Origin of the sequence: Mesorhizobium sp. CO1-1-8, assembly GCF_020164875.1 — a bacterium.
GTDB lineage: Bacteria > Pseudomonadota > Alphaproteobacteria > Rhizobiales > Rhizobiaceae > Mesorhizobium.
Genome location: NZ_JAIUGZ010000014.1, coordinates 154,687 through 180,021, shown reverse-complemented (window position 1 = coordinate 180,021; position 25,335 = coordinate 154,687). Strand labels below are relative to the sequence as shown.

Annotated in this window: 27 protein-coding genes; 11 read left to right on the top strand and 16 right to left on the bottom strand. The window is 63.6% G+C overall.

The features are described 5' to 3' along the window. Positions 1–71: 71 nt before the first annotated feature. The 8 genes from LB558_RS25225 to LB558_RS25190 all read right to left on the bottom strand — a co-directional run bounded on the left by LB558_RS25225 (position 72) and on the right by LB558_RS25190 (position 8,214). On the bottom strand, positions 72–938 hold the full coding sequence (locus LB558_RS25225) for a hypothetical protein (protein WP_224700038.1): 867 nt from the start codon (positions 936–938) through the stop codon (positions 72–74). Positions 939–1,091: 153 nt separating this feature from the next. Continuing rightward, the gene (locus LB558_RS25220) at positions 1,092–2,468 is read right to left on the bottom strand and encodes an MmgE/PrpD family protein (protein WP_224700037.1); all 1,377 of its coding nucleotides are present in this window, start codon (positions 2,466–2,468) and stop codon (positions 1,092–1,094) included. A gap of 27 nt (positions 2,469–2,495) precedes the next feature. Continuing rightward, complete coding sequence (locus LB558_RS25215; RefSeq protein WP_224700036.1) at positions 2,496–3,308, bottom strand: HpcH/HpaI aldolase/citrate lyase family protein; 813 nt, start codon at positions 3,306–3,308, stop codon at positions 2,496–2,498. Beyond that, positions 3,302–4,141, bottom strand: a complete 840-nt coding sequence (locus LB558_RS25210; protein ID WP_224700035.1) for a MaoC family dehydratase N-terminal domain-containing protein — start codon at positions 4,139–4,141, stop codon at positions 3,302–3,304. The genes LB558_RS25215 and LB558_RS25210 overlap by 7 nt, the downstream gene beginning before the upstream one ends. Before the next feature lie 10 nt (positions 4,142–4,151). Continuing rightward, on the bottom strand, positions 4,152–5,282 hold the full coding sequence (locus LB558_RS25205; RefSeq protein WP_224700034.1) for a CaiB/BaiF CoA transferase family protein: 1,131 nt from the start codon (positions 5,280–5,282) through the stop codon (positions 4,152–4,154). Beyond that, positions 5,275–6,015, bottom strand: coding sequence for an NAD(P)H-dependent oxidoreductase (locus tag LB558_RS25200; protein WP_224700033.1), 741 nt, complete (start codon positions 6,013–6,015; stop codon positions 5,275–5,277). Before LB558_RS25200 ends, LB558_RS25205 begins: the two co-directional genes overlap by 8 nt. Positions 6,016–6,024: 9 nt before the next feature. Continuing rightward, on the bottom strand, positions 6,025–7,173 hold the full coding sequence (locus LB558_RS25195) for an acyl-CoA dehydrogenase family protein (protein ID WP_224700032.1): 1,149 nt from the start codon (positions 7,171–7,173) through the stop codon (positions 6,025–6,027). Positions 7,174–7,278: 105 nt separating this feature from the next. Beyond that, a complete protein-coding gene (locus LB558_RS25190; protein WP_126070026.1) occupies positions 7,279–8,214 on the bottom strand; it encodes a LysR substrate-binding domain-containing protein in 936 nt (311 codons plus the stop codon). A gap of 100 nt (positions 8,215–8,314) precedes the next feature. Here LB558_RS25190 and LB558_RS25185 point away from each other — a divergent pair, with 100 nt between their 5' ends. The 5 genes from LB558_RS25185 (at position 8,315) to LB558_RS25165 (ending at position 12,297) form a co-directional block, all read left to right on the top strand. After that, positions 8,315–8,887 (top strand): thiamine pyrophosphate-binding protein, encoded by a 573-nt coding sequence (locus tag LB558_RS25185; RefSeq protein WP_224700031.1) that lies wholly within the window; start codon positions 8,315–8,317, stop codon positions 8,885–8,887. A 5-nt stretch (positions 8,888–8,892) separates the two neighbouring features. After that, positions 8,893–9,480: a thiamine pyrophosphate-dependent enzyme gene (locus LB558_RS25180; RefSeq protein ID WP_224700047.1), complete on the top strand. Its 588-nt coding sequence runs from the start codon at positions 8,893–8,895 to the stop codon at positions 9,478–9,480. An 8-nt stretch (positions 9,481–9,488) separates the two neighbouring features. Continuing rightward, positions 9,489–10,967, top strand: coding sequence for an aldehyde dehydrogenase (locus tag LB558_RS25175; protein ID WP_224700030.1), 1,479 nt, complete (start codon positions 9,489–9,491; stop codon positions 10,965–10,967). Between the two features lie 97 nt (positions 10,968–11,064). Then, positions 11,065–11,844, top strand: a complete 780-nt coding sequence (locus tag LB558_RS25170) for an SDR family NAD(P)-dependent oxidoreductase (protein ID WP_224700029.1) — start codon at positions 11,065–11,067, stop codon at positions 11,842–11,844. A 3-nt stretch (positions 11,845–11,847) separates the two neighbouring features. Beyond that, the gene (locus LB558_RS25165; RefSeq protein ID WP_224700028.1) at positions 11,848–12,297 is read left to right on the top strand and encodes a VOC family protein; all 450 of its coding nucleotides are present in this window, start codon (positions 11,848–11,850) and stop codon (positions 12,295–12,297) included. Positions 12,298–12,350: 53 nt separating this feature from the next. Here the strand turns inward: LB558_RS25165 and LB558_RS25160 are convergent, their stop codons facing one another. Both LB558_RS25160 and LB558_RS25155 read right to left on the bottom strand, forming a co-directional pair. After that, on the bottom strand, positions 12,351–13,004 hold the full coding sequence (locus LB558_RS25160) for a GntR family transcriptional regulator (protein ID WP_224700027.1): 654 nt from the start codon (positions 13,002–13,004) through the stop codon (positions 12,351–12,353). 106 nt (positions 13,005–13,110) lie between these two features. Continuing rightward, positions 13,111–14,289, bottom strand: a complete 1,179-nt coding sequence (locus tag LB558_RS25155) for an NAD(P)/FAD-dependent oxidoreductase (RefSeq protein ID WP_224700026.1) — start codon at positions 14,287–14,289, stop codon at positions 13,111–13,113. Between the two features lie 183 nt (positions 14,290–14,472). On the opposite strand from LB558_RS25155, the gene LB558_RS25150 reads away from it, so the two are divergent. The 5 genes from LB558_RS25150 to LB558_RS25130 are packed head-to-tail and all read left to right on the top strand — an operon-like array spanning position 14,473 to position 18,708. After that, positions 14,473–15,675, top strand: coding sequence for a pyridoxal phosphate-dependent aminotransferase (locus tag LB558_RS25150; protein WP_224700025.1), 1,203 nt, complete (start codon positions 14,473–14,475; stop codon positions 15,673–15,675). Between the two features lie 8 nt (positions 15,676–15,683). Beyond that, entirely contained in the window at positions 15,684–16,139 is a 456-nt protein-coding gene (locus tag LB558_RS25145; protein ID WP_224700024.1) for an acetyl-CoA carboxylase biotin carboxyl carrier protein, read from the top strand. Positions 16,140–16,144: 5 nt separating this feature from the next. Further along, a complete protein-coding gene (gene accC / locus LB558_RS25140; RefSeq protein ID WP_224700023.1) occupies positions 16,145–17,518 on the top strand; it encodes an acetyl-CoA carboxylase biotin carboxylase subunit in 1,374 nt (457 codons plus the stop codon). Next, positions 17,508–17,903 (top strand): biotin attachment protein, encoded by a 396-nt coding sequence (locus LB558_RS25135; RefSeq protein WP_224700022.1) that lies wholly within the window; start codon positions 17,508–17,510, stop codon positions 17,901–17,903. Before accC ends, LB558_RS25135 begins: the two co-directional genes overlap by 11 nt. Positions 17,904–17,940: 37 nt before the next feature. Then, the gene (locus LB558_RS25130; protein ID WP_224700021.1) at positions 17,941–18,708 is read left to right on the top strand and encodes a LamB/YcsF family protein; all 768 of its coding nucleotides are present in this window, start codon (positions 17,941–17,943) and stop codon (positions 18,706–18,708) included. Positions 18,709–18,725: 17 nt separating this feature from the next. Here LB558_RS25130 and LB558_RS25125 read toward each other — a convergent pair whose 3' ends face one another. From LB558_RS25125 to LB558_RS25100, 6 genes are read right to left on the bottom strand one after another with little or no spacing between them, the layout of a single operon-like run. Beyond that, complete coding sequence (locus LB558_RS25125) at positions 18,726–19,751, bottom strand: proline racemase family protein (protein ID WP_224700020.1); 1,026 nt, start codon at positions 19,749–19,751, stop codon at positions 18,726–18,728. 52 nt (positions 19,752–19,803) lie between these two features. Further along, positions 19,804–20,835: an Ldh family oxidoreductase gene (locus tag LB558_RS25120; protein WP_224700019.1), complete on the bottom strand. Its 1,032-nt coding sequence runs from the start codon at positions 20,833–20,835 to the stop codon at positions 19,804–19,806. A gap of 38 nt (positions 20,836–20,873) precedes the next feature. Beyond that, positions 20,874–22,037 (bottom strand): epoxide hydrolase family protein, encoded by a 1,164-nt coding sequence (locus LB558_RS25115; protein ID WP_224700018.1) that lies wholly within the window; start codon positions 22,035–22,037, stop codon positions 20,874–20,876. Beyond that, a complete protein-coding gene (locus LB558_RS25110) occupies positions 22,034–23,014 on the bottom strand; it encodes a biotin-dependent carboxyltransferase family protein (protein ID WP_224700017.1) in 981 nt (326 codons plus the stop codon). The genes LB558_RS25115 and LB558_RS25110 overlap by 4 nt, the downstream gene beginning before the upstream one ends. Beyond that, on the bottom strand, positions 23,011–23,673 hold the full coding sequence (pxpB, locus tag LB558_RS25105; RefSeq protein ID WP_224700016.1) for a 5-oxoprolinase subunit PxpB: 663 nt from the start codon (positions 23,671–23,673) through the stop codon (positions 23,011–23,013). The genes LB558_RS25110 and pxpB overlap by 4 nt, the downstream gene beginning before the upstream one ends. Before the next feature lie 6 nt (positions 23,674–23,679). Then, positions 23,680–24,456: an SDR family NAD(P)-dependent oxidoreductase gene (locus LB558_RS25100; protein ID WP_183449670.1), complete on the bottom strand. Its 777-nt coding sequence runs from the start codon at positions 24,454–24,456 to the stop codon at positions 23,680–23,682. Positions 24,457–24,694: 238 nt separating this feature from the next. On the opposite strand from LB558_RS25100, the gene LB558_RS25095 reads away from it, so the two are divergent. Beyond that, complete coding sequence (locus tag LB558_RS25095; protein WP_224700015.1) at positions 24,695–25,330, top strand: RraA family protein; 636 nt, start codon at positions 24,695–24,697, stop codon at positions 25,328–25,330. Positions 25,331–25,335 lie beyond the last annotated feature (5 nt).

The following is a 25,335-nucleotide window of genomic DNA, read 5'->3' as shown; positions in this document are numbered from 1 at the left end:
TTCACCCAGCCACTTGAGCAGCACGGGCAGGCGGCCGTTGACGCCGTTCACGTTGAATGTTGCGATGCGAGTCATTGGATTTCCATGGCTAGACTAGCTTTTTGCCGAGGTCGCGGGATCATACGGAACAGTACGGGAGAACTTCTGATTTCGACCCACGAAAAAACTAATGAAATCAAAGATTTCGATACATCCTCCGGGCCCACCATTGGCTTTCTCTGCCGTTGATTTGATCGGGTTTTTTGTACTTTTTTGTCCCACTTTCTTCCACCCCCTCCAAAGTGGGACATTTTCGTTTTCCTTTCGATCGAATACCAGAAGCGTCCGGCAGACTGCACCACTATCCGGCGGCGTGCCTTGCGGATGTAATGATCGGGCTGCTGATACGTCGTCCAGCCGTAAAATCGCCTTCGGCTGTTCATGCGTGGCACCGTTTTCTGCGGCAACGGTGGCGCCTGCCTTGCGGACCCCGTCGGCGCTGCAGCCCGGGAGCCCCGCTTCGTCCCACCATTGGCGCATCTTGTTACCAAGGCCGTTTTCGAGAAAGGCCGACCATACTCGGTGACGAGGAATGTCAGGTTGCCGGCCGGGGCGAAGGAAAGCTCATCCTCGAGTTCTGGGAGTAGAGGCAGTTCGACGACAATCGCTTCCTTGCGCACCTTGCTCTTGTCGGTCTTGCCAGGCTTGATCCTGATCCGCTTCTCCCAGGTCCCGGTATCCTTGTTGCGAACCTGGGCAATGTGTTGTCTGCCGAAGATTGCTGCATCGGACAGTCGCAAACCTGTGAACATGAAAATCGCCAGCGCCATACGAGCCATGGTGCCGCGCGCATGCCGTTTCTCACACTGGACGATCTGCGACACTTCCCGGGTGTGGAAACCTTCGCCATTGCCCGAAGTCAGGCGCTTTATTCCGTTTGCCGGATTGACCTCGACCATCTCGGCATCCTTGGCCCAAGCGAACATTGCGCTAATGGTTTTGTAATATTGTTGGCTGCCCCCGGATCGTCTGACCGGGTATCACGGAGCTCCTTGACGTGAGCCCGCTTCATGGCCGCGACGGGTAATGAACCCTTCGTCGAGAAGTCCGGGCTAACTCTCAGCAAATATTTCCGCCGTGCTCCCGGGCTGATCGAGCCTCCAGATGCGGGCTATGCAGCGGCGCATCTCGTCGGCGGTGGCCCCGCCTCGAAATTCGGCAAGGCGTATGGCCTTGGCTTCCAATTCCTGTTTCGCAAGCGTGTTGCCGGGGTCGCCCTTGGGCTCGTCGACGCGGGCATCGAGTTTGCTGCCGCCAACGGTCGTGACGCTGACCTTGCCAACCCATCGCTTGGGATAAAGTCTGTCGACCTCGGCGTCGCGTTCCATACGCACCTTCGCGCGGAAACGGGCGACGCGGTCATCGGCAAGTGCGTGGTGTTCGAACGCGTCGAGGTCGGCGACGCCATGGACGGCGATCAGCCCCAACACCGTACCCATGGAGAACTTCGCCTGATGGACGGTTTGCGGTATGACCACGGCGCCGAGGACATCGATGGCTCCCTGGTGGACATGGGTCACCACATCCGTGATGTCGTCCGGGCCGAGCCCTTCGCGGCGCATGAGCGACTGCAGCGCGTCAGCGGCCGGATGGGTGTGTCGGCAGGCGGCGTGCCATTTGAAGGACATCTCCTCGGTTGCCCAACGGCTGCCGAGGCGGTCCGTCAGCCGGGCCGGATCGGCGTCGCTGGACATGCCGGCTGCCATGCCTTTTTTCCCTTCGAGTATCTGCGCGGCCCCCTTGAAGCCTTCGCGCGCCAAATAGGCAGAAAACACGCCGTTGGCGGCGGCTCGCGCCGTATGAAGCTGCTTGGAATCGGCGGCATCGCGCAGGAATTCCCAGAGTCCCGCCGCCTGGGTGCCGGCGGAGCCGAGAGCATGGTTGAGGCCGGCTGCGTCCAGTCCGATCAACTTGCCGACCGCCGCGGCCGCGGCGACAGCGCCAGCGGTGCCGGTGGTGTGGAATATCTCGTAGTGCGAGCGTCCGAGGAATTCGCCAACACGAATGCCCGTCTCGTAACCGGCTATGCAGGCCGTCAGGATGTCGCGGCCGGATTTGTTCTCCGCCTCGGCAACCGCCAGGACGGCCGGAAAGATCACCGCAGCCGGGTGAAAGACCGAGCCGTTATGAACGTCGTCCTGTTCCACGACATGGGAGGCCGCTGCGTTGACCATCGCCGCGAAGTAGGGGCTGGTGCGCCGCCTCGTCGGGATGATGGTGCTTCGACCCTCCGCCGGTCCCATCGCACGAGCGAAGGCGTCGATCATCTCGACCTGGTGCGCGCCCTTGCCGGCCAGCGCCGAGCCGAGCCAGTCGATCATCAGTCCTTTCGTGAAATGAACGACGCGCGGCGGAATTTGTTCGAAGTCGAACTCGGCAATGAAGGCGCAAAGCCTGGCGGTCGGCCAATCGGCGATGTCCGTGGTCATCTGTTGCTCCTCCTCTGCATGCGGCCTCTAGACCGAGGCGATCCGGTGCAGGATCCGCCTTGCCCGCTCGATGACCGGCCGATCCACCATTTCGCCGTTCACCTGGCTGGCTTCGCCGGATGAGGCTGCGCCAATGATGTCTCGTGCCCATGTGATGTCATTTTCGCTCGGGCGAAAGCCATTGCGAATCGACTCGATCTGCCTCGGGTGGATGGCCATCTTGCCGCCAAAGCCCATCTTCATGGCGTGGCGTGCGTCATCTTCGGTGATTTCAGGACTGCTCAGGTCAGTCGTTACGCCGTCGATCGGCGCGGCCCGGCCAGCCGCGCGCGAACGCCAGACGATTTCGTTGCGCGCCACAAGCAAGATCAGCCGATCATGCGCGCAACCGAGATCGAGTGAGAAGTCGACCGAGCCGAAGGCGGCGGCAACGACGCCGGGCGTGGCCAGTATGTCAGGCAGGTTGGCGAGGCCGACGGCGCTCTCGATGAGCGCGATGACGGAAACGCTGCGTGCCATGTGCCTGGTCATACTGGCAATGTCTTCCGGACGTTCGGTCTTGGGCAGCATGACGGAAACGCCATCGAGGCGCCGTACGACGTCGATGTCCGCTTCGTGCCAGGGCGTGCCGGCGGCGTTGATGCGGACCACGACCGCGGATTTCAGCGTGGCTGCATAACCGACAATTGCGTCCCGGGCGCGGTCCTTGTCGTCGGGGGCGACGGCATCCTCGAGGTCGAGAATGACCGCGTCCGCGCCGCTGCCGTCGGCCTTGGCAAACCGCTCAGGACGTGAGCCCGGCACGAAAAGCGGCACGACAGGCGTGACGAAGCTCACCATTGCGCCGTGGCCTTGACCGTCACCTGGCCATCGGACGACCGTACCTCGAGAGCCATGCCGTCTTGGCCTGGGGATGTTGCGCTCAGAAGCAGGCGTTGCGCGCCTGTCGCCGGGTGTACGCTCCGGAAGGAGAAACGGCGCGGCGACGTGCCGGCAATGGCGGCGGCGAAGTTCATCAGCAGCGTCGCCTGCAGCGGGCCATGGATGACGAGCCCGGGATAGTGCTCGACCGTCGTGGTGTAGGGCGCGTCGTAGTGGATGCGGTGCCCGTTGAAAGTCAGCGCCGAATACCGAAAGAGCAGCACCGGATCGACGTCGACCGAAAGCTCGTGCGATGCTGCCGGGGTTGGACTTGCTGGTGGGGCAGGGGTCGCTGCGGCAGCGCCGGCTACGCGATAGACGATGGTCTGATCCTCCTCGATCACCGGACCGGAATCGTTGGCGATGTCGTGCCGGACCTTGACGAAGGTGAGCGGCCCGGTGCGGCCCTGCTTCTCCTCGATGGCGGTCACTGTCGAGCGGCGGCGGATGCGGTCGCTAGAGCGGATCGGAGCGATGAAATGCACGTCGCTGGCGGCCCACATGCGGCGTGGAAGCGGCACCGGTGGCAGGAAGCTGCCTTTGGCCGGGTGCCCGTCAGGTCCGAGTTCGCGCATGGCGGCAATGTCGGGCGTCAGGCACCAGTGCAGTCCGGGCAGGGCCGCGCCCTCGGTTTGCGCTGCGTAGTCGCCAAGCGTGGCGCCAAAGCTGGCCAGCAGGCGCGGGGTCACAACATCCTCGACCTCGTGGGTGCGTCCGACCCACTCCTGCAGCGTGCTTGTGTCCGAGTTCATAAGGTCCTCGTCAGGCGGCGAATTCGGACCGGATTCGGTCCGTGTCGGCGCCAAGCTCGGGAACGCTGGGAACCGTTGCGAACCCCTCGGGCCGCCCTGCCGGCATGGGTACGGCGATGCGCCTGCCGTCCGGCAGCGCCACCTCTGTCCGGCGCAACGCCTTGTGATCCGGCAGGTCGTGCATTGCGCTGACCCGGCCCCAGGCGATCTGCGCCTCGTTGAGACGGTCTATGGCCGCTTCGCAGTCGATTGCCGCGAAGATCGGTTCGATCTCGGCGTCGAGTGCCGTGCGGTTGGCCACCCGCCAGGCGTTGGTGGCGAAGCGTTCGTCGGCGAACAGATCCTGCCTTTGCAGCACGAGAGCGCAGAAGCGCTTCCATTCATTGTTCTGCTGGATAGACACGACCACGCTGCCATCCCGGCAGGCATAGGGTCGATAGGGGTAGATCGAAGCGTGCGCCAGGCCATATCTCTGGGTCTCGCGGCCCGCATGTTCGTAGTGCAGCAGCGGCACGGTCATCCAGTCGGCCATGGCGTCGAACATGGCAATTTCGACAATGCGGCCGCGCCCGGTCTTCTCGCGCGCCAACAAGGCTTCGAGGATAGCCGCATGGGCATTCATGCCGGTGGCGATGTCGGCGACGGAAACCCCGACCTTGCTCGGCGTGTCCGGTGTGCCGGTGACGGCGCAGATGCCGCTTTCGGCCTGCACCAGCATGTCGTAGGCGCGCATGGCCGCGTAAGGCGTGTCCTGCCCGTAGCCGACGATGTTGATGGCGATCAGCCGAGGAAACTCCTTCGCGATTGCATCGGCGGAGAGGCCGAGCCTGTCGATGGCGCCCGGCGCGAGATTCTGCACGAGAACATCCGCGCGCGCGACCATCCGGTGCAGCAAAGCCAGGTCGTGCTCGGCCTTCAGGTCCAGCACCGCGCTTTCCTTGCCGCGGTTGAGCCAGACGAAGTAAGCCGACATGCCTTCAACAGTGGAATCGTAATGACGCGCGGTCTCGCCTTCCGGGCGCTCGATTTTCACGACGCGCGCGCCGGCGTCGGCAAGGCGGACCGTGCAGAGCGGAGCGGCGACGGCCTGCTCGATGGAAACGACAAACAGGCCCTCCAGCGGGCGGGCGCCGTCAGACATTGCGCTGCACCCCGGAGCGGGCCAGCACACCAGGCTTCAGCCGCTCGTTCTTGCCGTAATCCTCGGCGGCGTGGAAGAACAGATGCGGCGTGCCGTCGATGTCCTCGAGCCTCTTGCGGTAAGCCTCCAGATAGGCCTTACGGCCATCGTGGCCGACGCGGCCCGGCATATAGGCGACGAAGGGCGGCAGCACGTCGAAGCCTGAGTAGCGCAGCAGGCCATTGTGAATCGGCCACAGCACTGTGAGGATGTCGCCATCGATGCCGTCGGGTGCGTAGGTGTCGGCCGGTGTGCCCGTGGTCGCGGCCACCATGGCGAGCTTTCCGCTAAACATGCCGGTGTCGTATTTGCGGCCCGGCAGATAGGCGAAACCGCGCGCGAAGACACGATCGGCCCAGCCCTTGAGGATTGCGGGCATTCCGAACCACCAGACCGGGAACTGGAACAGCACGAAGTCCGCCCGCTTCAGCTTGTCGATCTCGGCGCTGATGTCGGCCGAGAGTGCGTCGGCCTCGTAGGCGGCGGTCTGCTCGCGCGGCAGGCTGAAGAAGTCCGGATCGTTGCGCTCGCCCGATATGTCGCCAGGCCCCGCGACTGGGTTGAAGCCCATCGCATAGAGGTCGCTGACGACCACATCGTGGCCTGCACGGGTCAAGGTTTCCACAGCCAGATCCTTCATGGCGCCGTTGAAGGATTTTGCTTCCGGGTGTGCATAGACGATGAGGACGTTCACGGACGACTCCTAGTAGGAACGCGGCAGCCCAAGCACGTGCTCGGATAGGTATGACAGGATCAGGTTGGTCGAGATCGGCGCGACTTGGTAGAGGCGCGTCTCGCGGAACTTGCGCTCCACGTCGTACTCTTCGGCGAAACCGAACCCGCCATGCGTCTGGATGCAGACATTGGCGGCTTCGTTCGAAGCGTCGGCCGCCAGCATCTTGGCCATGTTGGCTTCAGCGCCGGGGTTCTTGCCGGCCTCGTAGAGGGTCAGCGCCTCGCGCACCATCAGTTCAGCAGCGCGCATATTGGCGTAGGCCCTTGCGATCGGAAACTGGATGCCCTGGTTCTGGCCGATCGCCCGGCCAAACACATGCCGCTCCTTTGCGTAGGTGCTTGCCTTTTCGATGAGCCATTTCGCATCGCCGACGCATTCGGCTGATATCAGGATGCGCTCGGCATTCATGCCCGAGAGGATGTAGCGGAATCCCTTGCCCTCCTCGCCGATCAGGTTTTCGGCCGGTACGCGCAGATCGTCGAAGAAGATTTCCGTGGTGGCATGGTTCATCATGGTGCGGATCGGCCGGATGGTGAGGCCGTTGCCAACGGCCTCACGCATGTCGACGATGAGGACCGAGAGGCCGTCGGTCTTCTTCATGCCGTCCTTGAGCGGCGTGGTTCGCGCCAGCAGCAGCATCAAATCCGAATGCTCGGCGCGGCTTGTCCAGATCTTCTGGCCCTTGACCACGAAATGATCGCCGTCGAGACGAGCAGTGGTCTTGAGAGCGCCGGTGTCGGTGCCGCTGCTCGGTTCGGTGACGCCGAAGGCCTGCAGGCGCAATTCTCCCGCGGCGACCTTCGGCAGGTATTGTTGCTTCTGGGCTTCCGAGCCGTGGCGAACAAGCGTGCCCATCGTGTACATCTGGGCATGGCAGGCGCCGCCATTGCAGCCGGCGTGCTGGATTTCCTCCAGCACGGCAGCGGCGGCCGAAAGCGGCAGACCCGAGCCACCATAGGCCTCCGGGATCAGGATCGAGAGCCAGCCGGCCTCCGTCAACGCCGCGACGAATTCACCGGGGTAAGTCATGTCCCTGTCGAGGGCGCGCCAGTATTCTCCGGGAAAGCGCACGCACAGCCTGGCGACGGCATCGCGAATGTCCTGATAGGATTCCATGAGGTTTGTCCGGCTTCTTGTCTTGCTGCGGGCCTCACTATCGCGCCTTCATGCTCTGTCAGCAATGCACGGCGGACGTGAGCAGATATAACGGAATTCGAACGCTTAGGGCGGAGGACCGAGAAGCTGGCCGACCCAGACGGCCCGCCCGACAAGATCCTTGACGATGTCCTCGATCGCTTGTCCGGCAAACCGCGCCAGCCGCGAGGCAGGCCGGTCCGCCGGGTATGCAAGGATCAGGCGGCGCACGGGCACCGGATCGATGAGCGGCGCGGCGGTGAGCAGCCCGGCGGTCACATCGGCATGGATGGGAGCGAGCGGCAGGATCGTCCAGCCATGGCCGTTGCGCACTAGGTCCTTCAACGCCGAGTACGAGTCCGCTTCGATGCCGACATCGAGCGTGATGCCGGCATCCGTGGCGCAGCGCTCGACGATGATGCGCAGCCCGTGCTTGATGCTGGGCAGCAGCAGGCGCTTGCCGGCGAGCGAGGCGAACGACACGGCGCGCACGGTCGAAAATCCCGCGTCCGGCGGTCCGATCAGGAAGAGATTTTCCAGGAGCAGCGGGCGCGAGCGCAGTGAACGCGCCATGCGTGGGTCGTAGAGCACCGCGACGTCGACCTCGCCGCGGTGCATCCAGTCCAGCAGATAGCCTGTGTAGGCGCTGACAAGTCTGAGCTTGGCCTTGGGGTGGGCCTTGCCGAAGGCGGCAGCCAGCGGCAGCGAAATAATGTCGGCAACAGTGGGTGGCAGGCCGATCGCCACTTCGCCGGTCAGCGGCGCGTCGGCGGGCGTGGCCGTGGCGCGGATCTCGTCGATCTCGGCCATCACGCGCATGGCGTGCGTCAGCACCTCCTTGCCCTGTTCGGACAGCACCATGCCGCGTCCGTGGCGCAGGAAAAGGGCAAAGCCCAGCTCCTCCTCCAGCATGCGAACCTGCCGGCTGAGCGCCGGCTGCGCAATGTGCAGCCGGTCGGCGGCCTTGCTGAGGCTGCCGAGTTCGGCGACGTGGATCAAGGTGCGTAGCTGCGATAACTCCATGAGCTATCAAATACCATTATATCTGGTCACGAGAAAGAGACGAAGATTAGATCGGATGACCGAGGTAATCTAATGGCAATTCAGTTCTCGGAGGTCCAAGGTGACGGCGAGCGTAGAAGCAAAACATCCGCAAGCAGCAGCGCTTGCAGCCGCTCCAGCGGCGTCTGAGAAGCAGTGGCCAGATCAGATCTATGACGTGCTCAAGGCTGCCGGCATCAGTCACATGTCCTATGTGCCGGATGCTGGCCATACCACATTGATCCGCCTTTTCAGTGACGATCCCGAGGTCGTCACCAATGTGCTGACGACGGAGGAGGAGGGCATTGCCATTGCCGCAGGCTCCTGGCTCGGCGGCAAGCGGAGCGTCGTGCTCATGCAATCGTCTGGTGTCGGCAATTGCATCAACATGCTGTCGCTTCCCGTGCAGGCGCGCTTTCCCTTGCTCGTCCTGGTGACGATGCGGGGCGAATGGGCCGAGTTCAACCCGTGGCAGGTGCCGATGGGACAGGCGACGGAGGCCTCGCTGAAGGCGATCGGCCTCAGGGTGCTGCGCGCCGAGACCGGTCCCGACCTGGTGGAGACGGTGGCGCAAGCAGCCCTGATGGCTTTCGATGCCGACCAGCAGATCGCCGTGCTGATCGGGCAGCGGCTGCTCGGCAAGAAGAAGTGGTGAGCGAGATGAATCTACCGACGATGGATCGCCGGATCGCGGTGAAGAAGCTGCTTGACGCCCGCGACGGCGCATTGGTGGTGACCGGTCTCGGCTCGCCGAGCTACGACGTGCATGCCGCCGGCGACCGCAACGACAACTATTATCTGTGGGGCGCCATGGGCGGCGCAGCACTGATCGGCCTCGGGCTCGCGCAGGCACAGCCCGACAAGCGGGTCATGGTGATTACCGGAGATGGCGAACAGCTGATGGCATTCGGTGCTCTGGCGACGATCTCGGTGGCGCGGCCGAAAAATCTCGACCTGATCGTGCTCGACAACCAGCATTTCGGCGAGACCGGCATGCAGTCCAGCCATACCGGCAAGGGCATTGGTTTCGACAAGGTCGCGGCCGCCTGCGGGTTTTCGAAAACCGCCGAGTTGCGGTCGCTGGAAGAGGTCGAGACGCTGTGTGAAGAGCTGCGTCGCCCGGCCGACGGCCCACGCCTTTTCGTGCTGAAAATCACCGCCGAGAACCTGCCGCGCTCGCTGCCCTCGCGCGACGCGGTCGAGGTCAAGAACCGCTTTCGCGCCCATCTGGGCTTTGCCACCTGTTGAGGACCGATATGGCGCTGGTCAGTTTCCAGAACACGGTCGGGGGTCGGCTGCAATCGACCGCAGATACATTCGAGAGTCACGATCCGTTTACCGGCAGGCCCTGGGCGCTGATCCCGCGCGGGGGAGCAGGCCAGGTGGACGCTGCCGTGGCGTCCGCCAAGGCAGCTTTCCGGTCGAAGGAGTGGGCCGGCATCACGCCGACCGCGCGCGGCAAGCTGCTGGTGCGGATGGCCGACCTGATCGCCGAGAACGCGGATCGCATTGCCGCCATCGAGACGCGCGACAACGGCAAGCTGATCACCGAAATGACGGCGCAGCTGCACTATATCCCGGAATGGTTCCGCTATTTCGGCGGTCTTGCCGACAAGATCGAAGGCGCGGTGCTGCCGATCGACAAGGCAGGCATGTTCGCCTTCACCCGCCATGAGCCGCTGGGTGTTATCGCGGCAATCGTGCCCTGGAACTCGCCGCTTTTGCTTCTGACATGGAAGCTCGCGCCGCTGCTGGCGGCCGGCAACACCGTCGTCGTCAAACCGTCGGAACACGCCTCGGCCTCGACGCTGGAGTTCGTGAAACTGTTTGCGCAGGCCGGCTTTCCTCCCGGCGTGGTCAACACGGTTACCGGCATGCCGCTCGATGTCGGCGTGCCGCTCGTTGCCCACCCCGATGTCGCCAAGATCGCGTTCACTGGCGGCGAGCCCGGAGGGATCGCCGTCTACCGCGCGGCTGCCGAACAGCTCAAGACCGTCACGCTGGAACTCGGCGGCAAATCGGCCAACATCGTCTTCGACGATGCCAATATCGAGAGCGCGGTCAACGGCGCGATATCAGGCATTTTCGCCGCCAGCGGCCAGACCTGCATCGCCGGCTCCCGCCTGCTTGTGCATCGCAAGATCCATGACCGGTTCGTGGAGGGCGTCATAACGCTGGCGGCCAGCGCCCGATTGGGCAATCCGGCGCTGCAAGAGACGCAGGTGGGGCCGATCACCACGCAAGCCCAGCGCGAGAAGGTGTTGTCCTATCTCGGCATAGCGCGCCGCGAGGGTGCGCTATGCGTGCTGGGCGGTGGCAAGCCGGCGTCCGGTGAACTGGCCGAGGGCTGGTTCGTCGAGCCGACCATCTTCACCGGTGTGAACAACACTATGCGAATCGCGCGTGAAGAGGTGTTCGGGCCGATCCTGTCGGTCATTCCGTTCGACGACGAGGAAGAGGCCTTCGCCATTGCCAATGACAGCCCCTACGGACTGGCGGCAGGGATCTGGACCAGCGACATGGGCCGGGCGCTGCGCGGTGCAGCCGCGATGGAAGCGGGGATGGTCTGGATCAATTCATACCGTGCCGTCTCCTACATGGCGCCCTTCGGCGGCTACAAGAGGAGCGGTATCGGTCGCGAGAGCGGGCAGGAGGCGATCAATTCCTATCTGCAGACCAAGACGGTGTGGATAGACACGGCCGGCAAGACCGCCAATCCCTTCGTGATCCGCTAGGGTAGGCTTCGGTGAGAGAATTATCCTTATCCGTGGCCAAGCTCGGCACACCGCTCCCTGAGACGGTGGTCGACTTACAATGATCGAGGGACTGGACATGAGACAGGCAGGCAAGGTGGCTGTTGTCACAGGCGCGGCGCGCGGCATCGGACGCGCTTGCGCGGTGCGCTTTCTGGCCGAAGGCGCGAAGCTCGTACTCGGCGATATCGATGCCGCGGGACTGAACAAATGTGCCGCTGAAATCGGCTTGGCCGACAGCGTCCTGGCCGTCGTTACGGATGTCAGCAAGAAGGACCAGGTCGATGCGTTGGTCGCGGCGGCGGTCGCCAGGTTCGGCCGTGTCGACATCATGGTCAACAATGCCGGCATCGCTCCGGTTCAAGACTTTCTCGACATCAGCGAGGCGGACTACGACAGGGTTCTCGCGGTCAATTTGAAGGGCGCGTTCATGGGCACCCAGGCAGCCGCCCGCCAGATGATCACGCAAGGTGGAGGCGGCGTCATCATCAACATGTCATCGATCAATTCGGGCCTCGCCAACCCGCGCGTTGCCACCTACGCGATCTCCAAGGGCGGCATGAATCAGGTCACCAGCACCGCGGCCGTCGCCTTCGCTCCGCACGGCATCCGTGTGGTCGGTGTCGGCCCGGGCACCATCGCCACGGACATGGTCATGGACGGGACATTCATCGATTCGGAGGAAATGCGACGCGCGGTTCTTTCGCGGACACCGCTCGGGCGCCTCGGCACGGCAGCCGAGATCGCCTCGGTCGTGGCGTTCCTGGCCAGCGACGACGCTTCCTACATCACCGGCGAGACGATCTACCCCGACGGGGGACGCCGTGTTTTGAACTATACGGTCCCGATCAAGGAGTGAGACATGGGTAATTTCGACAAGCTGCATCACATCTGCATCGTCGTGCGCGATATCGACAAGGCGCAGGCCTATTATGACTCCATCGGCATCGGCCCATGGGAGTCCTATCCGCCGCTGGCCGAATACGAAGAACTCCAGGTCCCAAGCCCGGAGGGTTTCAAGGCGATGCAATACCGGATTTGCAACCTGCCGAACACTCAACTGCAACTGTGCCAGCCGAACCACGATCCTTCACCGCAGCGGATTCATCTCGACACCAAGGGTGAAGGCGTCTTCCATATCGGCTTTGAGGTTCGTGATGCGGACGCAGCCGAAACCAAGGCGAAAACCGACGGGCTTGCCGTGCTGATGCGCGGTCGCCGGGAAAACCGTACCGGCTTCACCTATTACGACACAGCCGACAAGGCAGGGGTGATCCTGCTGACGCGGGCGACCAATCTGCCGGGCAAATGAACCAATCGCGTGAAGGGAAAGCCGATGCGGATCGAGTGGGAATGACTGGTCCGTTAGCTGCCCCGCAATTCCTGAAGCCGGTCGACCAGGAATTTGCCGCTGGTGATGATATGCATTTCCAAAAGGCCGACGGCGCGCAGCGTATCCTTGGCTTCGCACAGGTCGATGAGTTGCCAGTGGTCGCGGTCGGACTGGGCCTGGATCTCGGTGAGCGTCACCATCATGCGCGTGTAGCGTTCCAGCTGCTGGTAGATGCGCCCCACCAGTTCGATCGTCGCTTTGCGGGCGGACGGCGCGTAGAGCGCGGCGTGGAAGTTCCAGTTGAGCTGGTTCGAGTACTCGCCTGTCTTGCCCTGCTCCTGGTGCTGCTTTGCCCGTTCCCGGGCCAGAGCGAGGTCGGCCTCCGTCATCCTTGGAATGGCAAGGGCCAGTAGCCATGTTTCGATCCGGGCCCGGAGTTCGTAGAGCTCGAGGATCTCGTCCAGGGAAATGGAGGTGACGACGGCGCCCTTGTGGGAAACCAGCGTGACGAAGCCTTCCGAATGAAGCTGATGCAGCGCCTCTCGTACCGGAATTCGGCTGACGCCGAACTCGGTGGCCAGATGCTCCTGCCGCAGCTGGAAGTTGGCCTCGTATTCGCCGATCAGGATCTTCTGCCTGATGGCATCGGCGACCTGGGTCGAGATGGTTTTCTTCTGTACGAGCATGAATCAGCCTGGGGCGGCCGCCTTGTTTGTCGACTGGCGCCGTTTTGATTGAAGAAGTGGACGCATAGCACCGTTGTCACCGCGATGCCATGTCGCCCGTTTCGCTTCAGTAGACATGTTCCTCGATGGGCTGGTTGCCAGCGATCCGTTCGTAGCGGAAGGCCGACAGATCGACAGAGCGGTACTCGCCATAGGCAATGAGATCGCTGACGCCCGACCCGGTCGCCGCCGCATGCATCATGCCGTGGCCGCTAAAGCCGGTGGCCAGGACAAGGTTCGAGATCTCGGGATGCCGGCCGATGATGCCGCTGTGGTCGAAGGTGTTGTACTCGTAGAGCCCCGCCCAGGCGCGCAGCATGCGCAATTGTTCGAAGCCGGGAACACGATGGGCCAGCGCCGGCCAGATCAATTCGTCGAATAGGTCGTAGTCCACATCCAGGCCGAAATCGTCCGGGTCGTTGTCGCGCACCGGCGGAATACCGCACAGGAAGAGCTGACCTTCCGGTCGCAGCCAGAAGCCGCTTGTGTCGAAGACGAAGGGGCAGTTTTCGATCCTTGCCGGCGTTTCGAAGACGAAGACGCAGCGCTTGCTCGGGACAACCGGCAGTTCGGTACCGGCCATCCTGGAAATGCCCGCGCTCCATGGTCCGGCCGCGTTGATCACCGTGCCGGCGGCAAGCCGGTCGCCATTGTCCAGCACCACTTCACCAACCTTGCCGAGAGACGCCATGGTCAGTCCGGTCACGGTCGCGGCAAGATAGTCCACGCCCTGCGTGCGCGCCTTGCGGCGGAATGCCTGCATCAGGCCGGGGCCGTCGAACCAGCCCTCGCTGCCAAGGCCGAGCGAGCCAAGGGCGAGATCGTCCGTGTTGAGCCATGGGAAGCGTCGCGCCAGATCGGCTTGCTCGATCAGTTCGGCGTCGACGCCCATGCCGCGCTGAACGCGGTTCTTGGCACGCTGCGCTTCGGCCCGCTCAGGCGTCGCCAGCACGAGGTAACCGGGCAAATGCAGGCCGATGTCCGCCAACTCGTCGCCAATGGCAAGCCGCGTCTTTACCTGGCGCAGGAAGTCGATGCTGAACTTCGACATGGCGATGTTCGGCGCCGTGCCGAACTGCTGGCGTATGGCGCTGGTCGACAAGGAGGACGAGGAGGCCGTGTAATAGGGGTCCCGCTCGATCACGGCGATCCTGCCATCGAAATCCGGATTGGCGGACAGGAAGTAGGCGATCGAGCTGCCGACAACACCGCCGCCGACGATCACCACATCGTAGTTTGTGCTCATTCCAGTCGTGTTCCTTATCTCGAATGTTATGCGTGGTGACGAAGGATTGGATACTTTCCTCTATCGATCCACCCACAAAATGAGACATACCCCGGTCTTCGACGCAGAAAAAGGGGTTTGACGCGAAAATAAGAATACATTATCCAATTTGTAGCAGATATCAGACATACCGAGGATTGTTCCGTGGGCTTCATCGCTCCCCGTCTCGACGTCATCAAGCCAAGCCCCAGCATGGCGGTCACCGCCAGGGCAATCGAAATGCGCTCGGCCGGCATCGACGTCGTCAGCCTGAGCGCCGGCGAACCGGATTTTCCGACGCCTCCGCACATCGTCGAGGCAGCTTACGAGGCGATGCGCAGGGGTGAGACGCGCTATACGGCGGTCGACGGCACTGCAGCGCTGAAGAAGGCGGTGGCCGGAAAATTCAGGCGCGAGAACGGCCTCGACTACAAGCCTTCGCAAATCAGTGTCGCGGGCGGCGCCAAGCAGATCATCTACAACGCCCTGCTGGCGACGCTGGCCCCCGGTGACGAGGTGGTTGTCCCCGCACCCTATTGGGTTTCCTACACCGACATCGTCCTGCTCGGCGAAGGTAAGCCCGTGGTCGTTCCCTGCACGGAGGCGCAGGGCTTCAAACTGACGCCGCAAGCCCTGCGAGCCGCCATCACCTGGCGCACCAAATGGCTGCTGCTCAACACGCCTTCCAACCCGACAGGCGCCGTCTACAGCCGCGACGAACTTGCGGGACTTGCCGGGGTGCTGCTCGACCACCCGCATGTTCATGTTCTGACCGACGACATCTACGAACATATCCTGTTCGACGGACGCGTCTTCCATACCATCGCTGGCGTCGAGCCGCGGCTGAAGGACCGCACGCTGACGGTAAACGGCGTGTCGAAAGCCTATGCCATGACCGGCTGGCGGATCGGCTATGCCGGCGGGCCGGAACCGCTGATCCGCGCCATGGCGACCGTGCAGAGCCAAAGCACGTCGAACCCGTCATCCATCTCGCAGGCCGCGACCATCGCCGCACTGGAAGGCTCTCAGGACTTTCTTCGTCCGCGCGCGCTCGAATTCCAGGCCCGGCGCGACCGCGCTCTGGAGTTGCTGCGCGCCATTCCCGGCTTCACCTGCCAGACGCCCGAGGGCGCCTTCTATCTCTACCCCAATTGCTCGGCCCTGATCGGCCGTCGCCGTCCGGACGGCAAGCCTATCGGCAGCGACGACGACTTCTCGCTTTACCTGCTCGATCAGGCACGGGTCGCGGTGGTGCAGGGCTCTGCCTACGGCCTGTCGCCACATTTCCGCATTTCCATAGCCACGTCGATGGACCTGATCGAAAAAGCGATCGGGCGCATCGCCGAGGCCGTCGAAGCGCTGCGATAGGGCCGGCGATGGATCTCGATTTCGTCCAGAAGCTGATCGAATTGGTCTCGCGTTCGCCTATTGCCGAACTGGATATCGAGCGCGACGGCGTTCGCATCCGCATGTCCAGGCAGATGGCACCGGCGCAATCCGCGCCACAGGCGCAGCCTTCGCCCCAGCCGGGGCCAGCCGTCGGCACCGCCGTCTCCTCAAATCCGGCTTTGACAGCTCCGCCCATCGCGCGGCATTCAATCCGCGCGCCGCTGACCGGCGTGTTCTACCGTTCCGGCACCGAAGGCGAACCGCCGCTGGTTGCCATTGGCGATGTGGTCGCGGAGGGGCAGAAAATCGGCGTCCTCGAAGCCATGAAGACGTTCAATGTCATAGAATCCGATCGCACCGGGCGGATCGTCCAGATCGCTTTCGACGACCATGCCGCCGTGCAGTCCGGTGACGTGCTGTTCGTTCTCGAAGATCTGGGCTAGCGGCGATGTTCGATACCGTCCTTATCGCCAATCGCGGTGAAATTGCGCTACGCATCCTGCGCGCCTGCCGCGCTCTCGGATTGAAAACGGTGGCGGCGCATTCGGAGGCCGATGCGAGCCTTCGCCATGTCGCACTGGCGGACAAGGCGATCTGCATCGGGCCAGCTGCCGCGACAGAGAGCTATCTCAACATCGCCGAGATCATCGCGGCCGCGCAACTCACCGGCGCGGGCGCGATCCATCCGGGCTACGGCTTCCTTTCGGAAAACGCCGCCTTCGCAGAGGCCGTCGAAAATGCCGGCCTCATCTTCATCGGGCCGTCGGCGGCGGCGATCCGCACCATGGGCGACAAGGTCTCCGCCAAGCGCACGATGATTGCCGCCGGCGTTCCCTGCGTTGCGGGGTCGCAGGGTGCGCTGCCGCAGGATGAGCAGGAGGTGTGCGCCATTGCCGAGGCCATCGGCTATCCGGTCATCGTCAAGGCGGCGGGTGGCGGCGGCGGGCGCGGCATGCGCATCGTGCGCGAGCAGCGCGCCCTGACGGAAGCCGTTTCGATGGCGGTGAAAGAGGCGGACCGGGCCTTCGGCAACCCGCAAGTCTATCTGGAAAAATTCCTCGAGCAGCCGCGCCATATCGAGATCCAGATCCTGGCGGACAAGCACGGCAGAGCGGTCTGCCTCGGCGAGCGGGATTGCTCCATGCAGCGCCGCCACCAGAAGATCATCGAGGAGGCGCCGGCGCCCGGCATCACCCGCGAGGCGATCGCCGAGATCGGCGAGCTGTGTGCCCGCGCATGCCTGACCATCGGCTATACGGGTGCCGGCACGTTCGAATTCCTCTACGAGGACGGGCGCTTCTCTTTCATCGAGATGAACACCCGCGTGCAGGTGGAGCATCCCGTCACCGAGCTCGTCACCGGCACCGATATCGTGCGCGAGCAAATCCGCATCGCTCGGGGCGAACCCCTGTCGTTCAGCCAGGAAGACATCCGCATTCAGGGCCACGCTGTCGAATGCCGCATCAACGCTGAACATCCCTACAGCTTTCGGCCGCATCCGGGCCGGGTCGAGCGCTGGACGCCGCCCGGCGGTCCCGGCATCCGCGTCGAATCGCATCTCTACTCCGGCTACACCGTGCCGCCGCATTACGATTCGCTGGTGGCCAAGCTGCTGGCGCATGGCGCGACGCGGGCCGAGGCGATCCGGCGCATGAGCGGCGCGCTGGGCGAGATGGAGGCGGTCGGCATCGCCACCAACGCGCCGCTGCACGGCCTCCTCATGGAGGAGCCCGGCTTCGCCGCTGGCGGCTACGATATCCATCATCTCGAACATCTCATTGAAGGCGGTCTGCTCCAGGGACGAGACGGCGATGACGGTTGAGGAGATCGAAAGGCTGACCGCCTGGTGCGCAAGCGCCGGCATAGGCGAGATCGAATTGGTGGAGGCCGGCTTTTCGCTTCGCCTGCATATGCAGGCCGTTGTTGCGGCAGCACCCCTGGCTGCGGCCGGAGCGCCGAACGCTGAAACGGTCTTCAAGGGCGTGCGTGCGCCCGGCGTCGGCGTGTTCCGTCTCGATCATCCAACGACCGGCCGCCCGGTTGCCGAACCCGGCCAGACGGTTCGCAAGGGCGAGACGGTCGGCGTCCTGCAGGTCGGCCCATGCCTGAAGGCCGTGCTCGCGCCGACGGACGGCGTGCTGGGCGCGGCGCTGAGCAAGGACGGAGCGGTCGTCGGTTACGGCACGCCACTCTACGAGCTGGCGTGAGGGCACCGGCGATGGTTCCAACATTGAGGAAAGCACCATGACGGGATTGCAGGTCGATATCAATTCCGACATGGGCGAGGGTTTTGGAGCGTACAGGCTCGGCGACGACGCAGCGATCCTCGACATCGTCAGTTCCGCCAATGTCGCCTGCGGCTTTCATGCCGGCGACCCCGAGATCATGGCAGCCACGTTCTCGATGGCGCGCGAAAAGGGCGTCGCCGTTGGCGCGCATCCGAGCTTCGCCGATTTGTGGGGATTCGGACGCCGCATCATCCCGCATTCCATGGATGAGATCGAAAGGCTGGTCGCCTACCAGATCGGCGCGGCGCAGGCGCTTTCCGCCTATGCCGGCCACCCGATCCGCTACGTGAAGGCGCATGGCGCGCTGGGCAACCTTACCCAGACAGACCGGGGCGTCGCCGAAGCCGTGACGCGCGCGGTGAAGGCCGTCGATCCCCGCCTGATCTGCCTGGTCATTGCGCTCGGCTTCCAGGACAGGATCGCGCGCGACGCGGGTCTGACGGTCAGGTCCGAGATCTTCGCCGACCGCGCCTATACGGAGGAAGGCTTTCTTGTCACGCGCAAGCTGGAAGGCGCTGTCATCCACGATGCCGAAAAGGCGGCCGGACGGGTCGTGCGGATGGTCAAGCAAGGTGCCATCGAGACGCTTTCCGGGCAGCTGCTGCAGACACCGATCGATTCGATCTGCGTCCACAGCGACACGCCGGCGGCCGTCGCCATCGCCGCGCATGTCAGGAGACGGCTGGAAGCGAACGGTGTCAGGGTCCGAGCGTTCGCGGCCTGAGCACGGCCGCATCCGTTTCAGGACCAGACATCGCTGAGGCGATGTCCGCGTGGATAAGGGTCTGTCGGGTCGAGACCGTACTGGCCGATGCTGGTGATCCAGGCCTGCCCGGCAATGGTGACCACGACGGCGTCGCGGTCGCCGACGCGCGCATTGGCGATCACGCGGGAATCAAAATGAGTCCCGATGATCGACCTGTTGCGGAACAGCTCGCCCTTGGCGATCTGCCCCTTGGCCGACATCACCGCAAGCCGCCCGGTGGTGCCGGTGCCTGTCGGCGAGCGGTCGAGCCTGCCATGCAGGCACACCGTGCCGTTGACGCTTTCCACGCGCCCGTCGACGCGCTCGATCGGGCCTTCGAAAATCACGTTGGACACGTCGCGGATCTTCGCGTTCTCCGGATGCACGACTTCGAGCTGCTCGTTGACCGCTTTCTTGATGCGTTGGCCCATCAGCGACATCTGGTGGGCCTCATCGGGTGTTATGGAAAAGCCCAGTGCGCGAGCGTTCACATGCGCGAAAGTCATGCCGCCATAGGAGGTGTCGACGGTGATCGTGCCGAGCCCCTCGACTTCGACATGTGTGTCGAGGTGGAACGCGAAAGCCGGCACATTGGTGAACTCGACCTGCGTCACCTTGCCGTTCTCGCAGCGGCAGCGCACCTCGATCATGCCGGCCGGCGCTTCCATGCGCAGCCGCGTCTCGGGTTCCTTCATCGGCACCATGCCCGTCTCCAGCGCCACAGTGGCGACGCAGATGGTGTTCGAACCCGACATGGGCGGGTATTCGGTGCTTTCCATGATCACATAACCGAGATCGGCCGAGCGATCGCAGGGCGGCAGGATGATGTTGGCGTTGACGTAGGGGGCGCCGCGCGGCTCGAAGAGGACGAGCCCGCGTATGTCATCCATATGCTCTTGCAGATATTCCTTCTTTTCGAACATGGTCTTGCCGGGCACGTCCATGACGCCGCCGGTGATCACATTGCCGACTTCCCCCTCGGCGTGGCAGCCGACGACCGTGAATGTTCTTGACCAGCGCATTTTTTCTCCCTTCCCCTTGATGACCAAACCTGAGTAAGGTGGGCGGATCACCTCAAACGCCGCCGAGTCCTTCTTCAAGAAATCGATCGAGCTGTTCGATCTCCTGAGCCGAGAGGCTGATGCCGCCACTCTCCGATGCTGCTCGGGCAATGAATCGCCGCTGCGAGGGCAGGCGCGCACCCAGACCTACGATCGCCTCGAACAGGGCTTCGGCACGACCCAGCGGGTTGCCGGGACGGCCGGCGGAAAAAGCCTGCGGCGAGAAGGCGATGATCAGCTCCCCATGCGATGGATAAAGCGTCGACGTGCCGAGCAGATCGAGCGCCTCGGGGCTGGTCAAGTCGCCGATCATGATCCCGGCGAGCAGCTCGATCATCGTCGCGATGGCGGAACCCTTGTGCCCGCCGAAGGGAAGCATAGCGCCCGCCAGGGCAGCTTCCGGATCCGTCGTCGGCCTGCCGTCGACATCGATCGCCCAGCCTTCCGGCAGCTCCTTGCCGGCGCGGCGGTGCAGCTCGATCTCGCCGCGCGCGGCAACCGAGGTCGCGAAGTCGAAAACGTAGGGAGGCTGCTTTTCACGCGGCCAGCCAAAGGCAAAGGGATTGGTGCCAAGCAACGGTCCGTTGCCACCGGTCGGAGCGACCGTGGCATAGCTCGGGCACATGGCAAGGCCGGCAAGGCCTGCTTGCGTCAACGCTTCGACCTCCACCCAAAGAGCGGAAAAATGAACGGCATCGTTGATCGCAAGCGCGGCAATGCCGCAGGAGCGAGCCCGCTCGACCAGCACCGGCAGGCCCAGTTCGAAGGCCGGGTTGGCGAAGCCGCCTTTCGCATCCACTTTGATGATTGCCGGCGCGCCTTGCGGCAACAATCCAGGCACCGCGTTCGGGTTCACCTTCCCGGCCCTGATCGTCCGCAGGGCGCCTTCGATGCGGTAGACACCATGCGACTTGCAGGCATCGCGTTCCGCCGCGACGATGACCCTTGTGATGGCGCTGGCCTGGAGGGGGGTCAGTCCGGCCTTGCGGAAAATTGCATCGACGCGCTCATGCAGGGCATCGACGGTGATCGTGGTGTTGGTCATTTCTGGCCTTCGGGTTTGGCCGCGCACAAACGCTGCCTTTAAAAATCCAGACCGCCGGCAAAGGCTCTTAGATCCTCTGCAAGCAAAGCGGGCTGCTCGAGGGCTGCGAAATGACCACCGCGCGGCATCGCTGTCCACTGGCGGATGTCCTTGAAGACGCGCTCGACCCAGCTTCTTGGCGGCATCGGCAGCTCTTTGGGAAACAAAGCCACCGCAAGCGGGACATGGATCGCCGCGCCGGGCGCGAATGCAAGCGGACGGGCGCGCGTTTCCCAATAGAGCCGCATCGACGAAGCGACGGTCCGGGTGAACCAGTAGAGCGAGATGTTGGCGAGCATGTCGTCGCGCGAAAAAGCGGCGTTGGCCAGATCGCCATCGCAATCGCTCCAGTCGCGGAATTTTTCGATCATCCACGCTGCCAGTCCGACCGGCGAATCCGTCAGTCCGTAGGCAAGCGTTTGCGGGCGCGTGGCTTGAATATGAGCATAGGCGCCATGAAGATCCGCCCATCCGGCCTTCCGTTCCAGGAAGGCGCGTTCTTCCGACGTCACGTCACCGGTCTGACCCGGGTCATGTGGCGGTGAGAATGAGCCGGGGATGAAATTGAGATGCACGCCGGCGAGACTGTCTGGATGCGCATGCGCCAAACATGTCGACACGCTCGCGCCCAGATCCCCTCCCTGGGCGAGATATCGTTTGTAGCCGAGACCGCTCATCAGTTCGGCCCAAAGGTCGGCAACAGCGAACAGGTTGAGACCAGGTTTGGTCGGCCGACTCGAAAAGCCATAGCCGGGAATTGACGGAACCACGACGTTGAAGGCGTCCTCCTGTCTTCCACCGTGCGAAAGCGGGTCGGTCAGAAGCGGGATCAGCCTGTGAAATTCGAAGACGCTGCCTGGCCAGCCATGGGTGAGTATGATCGTTCTGCCGGTCGCAACAGCGGCGCGCGCATGGATGAAATGGATGGTTTGGCCGCCGATATCCGTCTGGTAGTGCGGATGGGCGCTCCAGGCGGATTCCTGCTTGCGCCAGTCGAAGCCGGTGCGCCAGTGCTGCATAAGCCGGCGCATTTCCTCGTGCTCTGTTCCCTGCGCCCAGCCTATTGCCTGCAATTGGTCCGGCTCGCGCCAGTTCGAGATGCGCTTGTTCAAGTCATCGATTTCAGACTGGGCAATCTCGATGGTGAAGGGGCGAATTTTCATGGGCCCCTCTGCTCGCCGACCATGAGGTTCCGGGCGGCGATAAAGTCGCGGCGTTGCTGCAGGTTCGTGCGAAGCGCTTCCGTCGACGCTTCGATCGAGACCGCTGAGAAACGCAGGCGCGCGCCGACAGGCGCTTGTGCGAGCCGCCACAGGTCGGCTTCGATCACCGTTGCGATCTTCGGATAACCGCCGCAAGTGTTGGCATCGGCAAGCTGGATGATCGGTTGGCCGGACGGTGGCACCTGGACAGTGCCGGGTACGATGCCGTGCGACAGCAATTCCATCGGGGAGACGAGCGAGAGCGTCTCTCCGGCAAGGCGATATCCCATCCGGTTGGCGTCGTTGGTGATGCTCCATTCGCTGCCGGTGTAGGCAGCCTGGGCCTCCGGCGTGAAGGCGTCGAACTCGGCGGCCGGCAGAACCCGCAATTCGATTGCGCAGGCCAAGCCGTCCGCCGCGCCTCGCCGCTCTTCCAGCGCCGCGCCGATCCCGCCTGCGGGAAGGCGGCATTGCGCCAGGTTGAGCGCAAGCCGGTCGCCGCGCGACAGGCCGCGTCCGCTGAGCCCACCGAAATTGCCTTTCACATCCGTCGCGCGCGATCCCATGACGGGCGGCAGATCGATCCCGCCGGCAAAGGCGATGTAGGAGCGAGCACCGGTGCGTGGTGCTTCAAGGACAAGGGTCTCGCCGGCGCGGATCGTCATGGCCCACCAGGGCGGGCAGGGCCGGTCGCCGACCCTGACGGCGCAATCCGCACCGGTGATGGCGACGGCGGTGTCGATGTGCGCGCGCAACCGGAACGGATGAAGCGCGACCTCGATCCCGGCAGCCGAGGGATCATTGCCCAGCATGAGATTGGCGATCGCCAGCGCTTGCCTGTCCATGCCGCCGCCATGGCTGACCCCCAGCGCCAGATGACCGGGCCGGCCGAGGTCCTGGACCGTGTTCAGCAGGCCGGTGGTGAGGATCTCGATCATGCCTCGATCCCTGCGATTTCGAATCGGATCTTGTCTCCAGGCCTGAGCAGCACGGGCAATTCCGCTTCGGCCTTGAACAGCTTCACGTCGGTATGGCCGATTATGTGCCATCCGGACGGCGCGGTCATCGGCATGATACCCGCCTGCGCGCCGCCAATGATCACGGCGCCCTCGGCGACTTCGAGGCGAGGCGTGCTGCGCCTTGCCCAGGCAAGTTGGGGGTCGAGACCGGACAGATAGGGAAAGCCCGGCATGGCGCCGATGGCGGCGACGGTGTAGGTGGCCGCCGCGTGGCGCCTGACGGTCTCGTCGACAGACAGGCCGCAATGCGCGGCCCAGTCGGCGAGATCCTCGCCGCGCGCGCCGCCATAGCTGACGGGAATGGTATGATGCGTGCCGGTCACCGCATGGGCATCGGTGCTGGCCCAGAGCGACATCAGCTGATCGCCGACGCTGTGGGCGTCCGTGGCGAGCGGGTCAAACACCACCAGCAAGTTGTTCATGCCGGGAACGGTCTCGCACACGCCCTCTAGGCGCAGCGCCGCATTCGCTACTGCCCAGACCAGTTCCTGGGTGGCATCATCGAAAGCCCCCTGCGCGCCGTCGAGCAGCAGCGCGCCCGATCCCGCAAGACTGATATGGGGCATACCGACAACCATGGGCGGTCAGTCCTTCACCGGCACCGTATAGTTCAGGATCAGGCGGCCGCCATCCGGATAGATGGTCTGGCCGACAATGTAGGAAGCGTCGTCGCTGGCCAGGAAGGATGCGACGCTGGCGATCTCCGAAGGTTCGCCACAGCGGCCGCTCGGCGTGCGCGACAGGATGGTCTGGCGCTGCGCTTCGCTGGCCATGACGGAACTCTTGACCATGTCGGTCAGGATGGTGCCGGGGCCTATGGCGTTGACGCGGATGTTATGCGGGATCAGTCCGACGGCCATCACCGCCGTCAGCTGCTTGATGCCACCCTTGGACACGGCATAGGCGACGGAATTGGGAATGGCCAGAATGGCGTTGATCGACGACATGTTGATGATCGAGCCGCCGCGTCCCTGCGCGATCATGGCCCTTGCCGCGGCTTGCCCAAGAAGGAAGGGCGCCTTGAGATTGACCCGCTGAACCAGGTCGAAGGCCTCCTCGGGGAAGTCGACGAAATCGTCCAGATGGATGATGCCGGCATTGTTGATGAGCACGTCGACACCGCCGAAGCTTTGCATGGCCTTGGCAATAATGCCGTCGGCCATATCCCTGTTGATTTCGGAAAGGTCAGCGGACAGCCAGACGGCGCGCTCGCCAAGACGTTCGGCATGCGCGCGCCCGCGATCGGCCTGCACGTCGACAAGCACAACCTTGGCGCCATCGGCATGAAAGCGCTCGGCGCAGGCAAGGCCCAGGCCTTGTGCCGCCCCGGTAACGATCACGACTTTTCCTGCGTGCTTCACAACCCAATCCCTTTTCACAATCATGACGTTTATGGATATGTTATCCAATCTATCTTGAATTTTGATGCCATTGCAAGCCCGGATGGGCGGAAGGTCGTGGGGCCGGTCGGCCCGCAACATGCCATTCGTAAGCTGCTTTGGCTTTTTTCCGCCGACCATCGCAAGGTCGGTTGACTCCGCCGAATTAATTGTGATTGGATACTATATTCACAAAAGCGGACGAGGGGGAGTGCAGGCGATGGCAGATGGATCACAGGAAAGCGAACTGATCGACGCGTTCCGCGCTCTTGCGACGCCATTGATCAGCGACAATCTCGCTCGTGTCCCCGGAGCTGTCGGGTTACGGCCGTTTCATCGGATGAGCGGCGTCATGGCTGGGAGGGCGCTGACGGTCAGGACCCGTCCCGGCGACAACCAGTTCATCCATCGTGCACTCGATCTGTTGCAACCCGGCGACGTCATAGTCGTCGATGGCGGTGGCTACGAGGGGCGCGCTCTGGTCGGTGAAATCATGACCAGTGTGGCGGCGTCGCGCGGCGCCGCGGGCATTGTCATCGACGGCGCCATCCGCGATGCCGGTGCCATCGGCCGCAGTCCGTTTCCATGCTTCGCGCGGTCGGCCATCCATCTCGGACCGTACAAGGATGGCCCGGGAGCCATCAATGTTCCCGTCTGCATAGCCGGCATGGTCGTCGGTCCAGGTGACATCGTCGTGGGCGACGAGGATGGTGTCGTGGCATTTCCAATCCACGGTGCCGCTGCCTTGCTGGCCGCTGTCCGGGCGCAGGAGGCCCGCGAGGCCGAGATCATGCAGAGCATCCAGGAGAACCGCTATCAGGGAGCCTATGCCCGGGCTTCCGGCGGCAGTCTCTGATCGGC

What these genes read in the sequence shown, in the direction of transcription:
- LB558_RS25210 (WP_224700035.1), bottom strand. Translation starts at nt 4,141, where the DNA reads ATGAACTCGGACACAAGCACGCTGCAGGAGTGGGTCGGACGCACCCAC.
- LB558_RS25215 (WP_224700036.1), bottom strand. Translation starts at nt 3,308, where the DNA reads ATGGTGAGCTTCGTCACGCCTGTCGTGCCGCTTTTCGTGCCGGGCTCA.
- LB558_RS25155 (WP_224700026.1), bottom strand. Translation starts at nt 14,289, where the DNA reads ATGAGCACAAACTACGATGTGGTGATCGTCGGCGGCGGTGTTGTCGGC.
- LB558_RS25160 (WP_224700027.1), bottom strand. Translation starts at nt 13,004, where the DNA reads ATGCTCGTACAGAAGAAAACCATCTCGACCCAGGTCGCCGATGCCATC.
- LB558_RS25220 (WP_224700037.1), bottom strand. Translation starts at nt 2,468, where the DNA reads ATGACCACGGACATCGCCGATTGGCCGACCGCCAGGCTTTGCGCCTTC.
- LB558_RS25165 (WP_224700028.1), top strand. Translation starts at nt 11,848, where the DNA reads ATGGGTAATTTCGACAAGCTGCATCACATCTGCATCGTCGTGCGCGAT.
- LB558_RS25175 (WP_224700030.1), top strand. Translation starts at nt 9,489, where the DNA reads ATGGCGCTGGTCAGTTTCCAGAACACGGTCGGGGGTCGGCTGCAATCG.
- LB558_RS25120 (WP_224700019.1), bottom strand. Translation starts at nt 20,835, where the DNA reads ATGACCAACACCACGATCACCGTCGATGCCCTGCATGAGCGCGTCGAT.
- LB558_RS25135 (WP_224700022.1), top strand. Translation starts at nt 17,508, where the DNA reads ATGACGGTTGAGGAGATCGAAAGGCTGACCGCCTGGTGCGCAAGCGCC.
- LB558_RS25205 (WP_224700034.1), bottom strand. Translation starts at nt 5,282, where the DNA reads ATGTCTGACGGCGCCCGCCCGCTGGAGGGCCTGTTTGTCGTTTCCATC.
- LB558_RS25190 (WP_126070026.1), bottom strand. Translation starts at nt 8,214, where the DNA reads ATGGAGTTATCGCAGCTACGCACCTTGATCCACGTCGCCGAACTCGGC.
- LB558_RS25225 (WP_224700038.1), bottom strand. Translation starts at nt 938, where the DNA reads ATGGTCGAGGTCAATCCGGCAAACGGAATAAAGCGCCTGACTTCGGGC.
- pxpB (WP_224700016.1), bottom strand. Translation starts at nt 23,673, where the DNA reads ATGGTTGTCGGTATGCCCCATATCAGTCTTGCGGGATCGGGCGCGCTG.
- accC (WP_224700023.1), top strand. Translation starts at nt 16,145, where the DNA reads ATGTTCGATACCGTCCTTATCGCCAATCGCGGTGAAATTGCGCTACGC.
- LB558_RS25110 (WP_224700017.1), bottom strand. Translation starts at nt 23,014, where the DNA reads ATGATCGAGATCCTCACCACCGGCCTGCTGAACACGGTCCAGGACCTC.
- LB558_RS25095 (WP_224700015.1), top strand. Translation starts at nt 24,695, where the DNA reads ATGGCAGATGGATCACAGGAAAGCGAACTGATCGACGCGTTCCGCGCT.
- LB558_RS25115 (WP_224700018.1), bottom strand. Translation starts at nt 22,037, where the DNA reads ATGAAAATTCGCCCCTTCACCATCGAGATTGCCCAGTCTGAAATCGAT.
- LB558_RS25170 (WP_224700029.1), top strand. Translation starts at nt 11,065, where the DNA reads ATGAGACAGGCAGGCAAGGTGGCTGTTGTCACAGGCGCGGCGCGCGGC.
- LB558_RS25130 (WP_224700021.1), top strand. Translation starts at nt 17,941, where the DNA reads ATGACGGGATTGCAGGTCGATATCAATTCCGACATGGGCGAGGGTTTT.
- LB558_RS25195 (WP_224700032.1), bottom strand. Translation starts at nt 7,173, where the DNA reads ATGGAATCCTATCAGGACATTCGCGATGCCGTCGCCAGGCTGTGCGTG.
- LB558_RS25145 (WP_224700024.1), top strand. Translation starts at nt 15,684, where the DNA reads ATGGATCTCGATTTCGTCCAGAAGCTGATCGAATTGGTCTCGCGTTCG.
- LB558_RS25180 (WP_224700047.1), top strand. Translation starts at nt 8,893, where the DNA reads ATGAATCTACCGACGATGGATCGCCGGATCGCGGTGAAGAAGCTGCTT.
- LB558_RS25125 (WP_224700020.1), bottom strand. Translation starts at nt 19,751, where the DNA reads ATGCGCTGGTCAAGAACATTCACGGTCGTCGGCTGCCACGCCGAGGGG.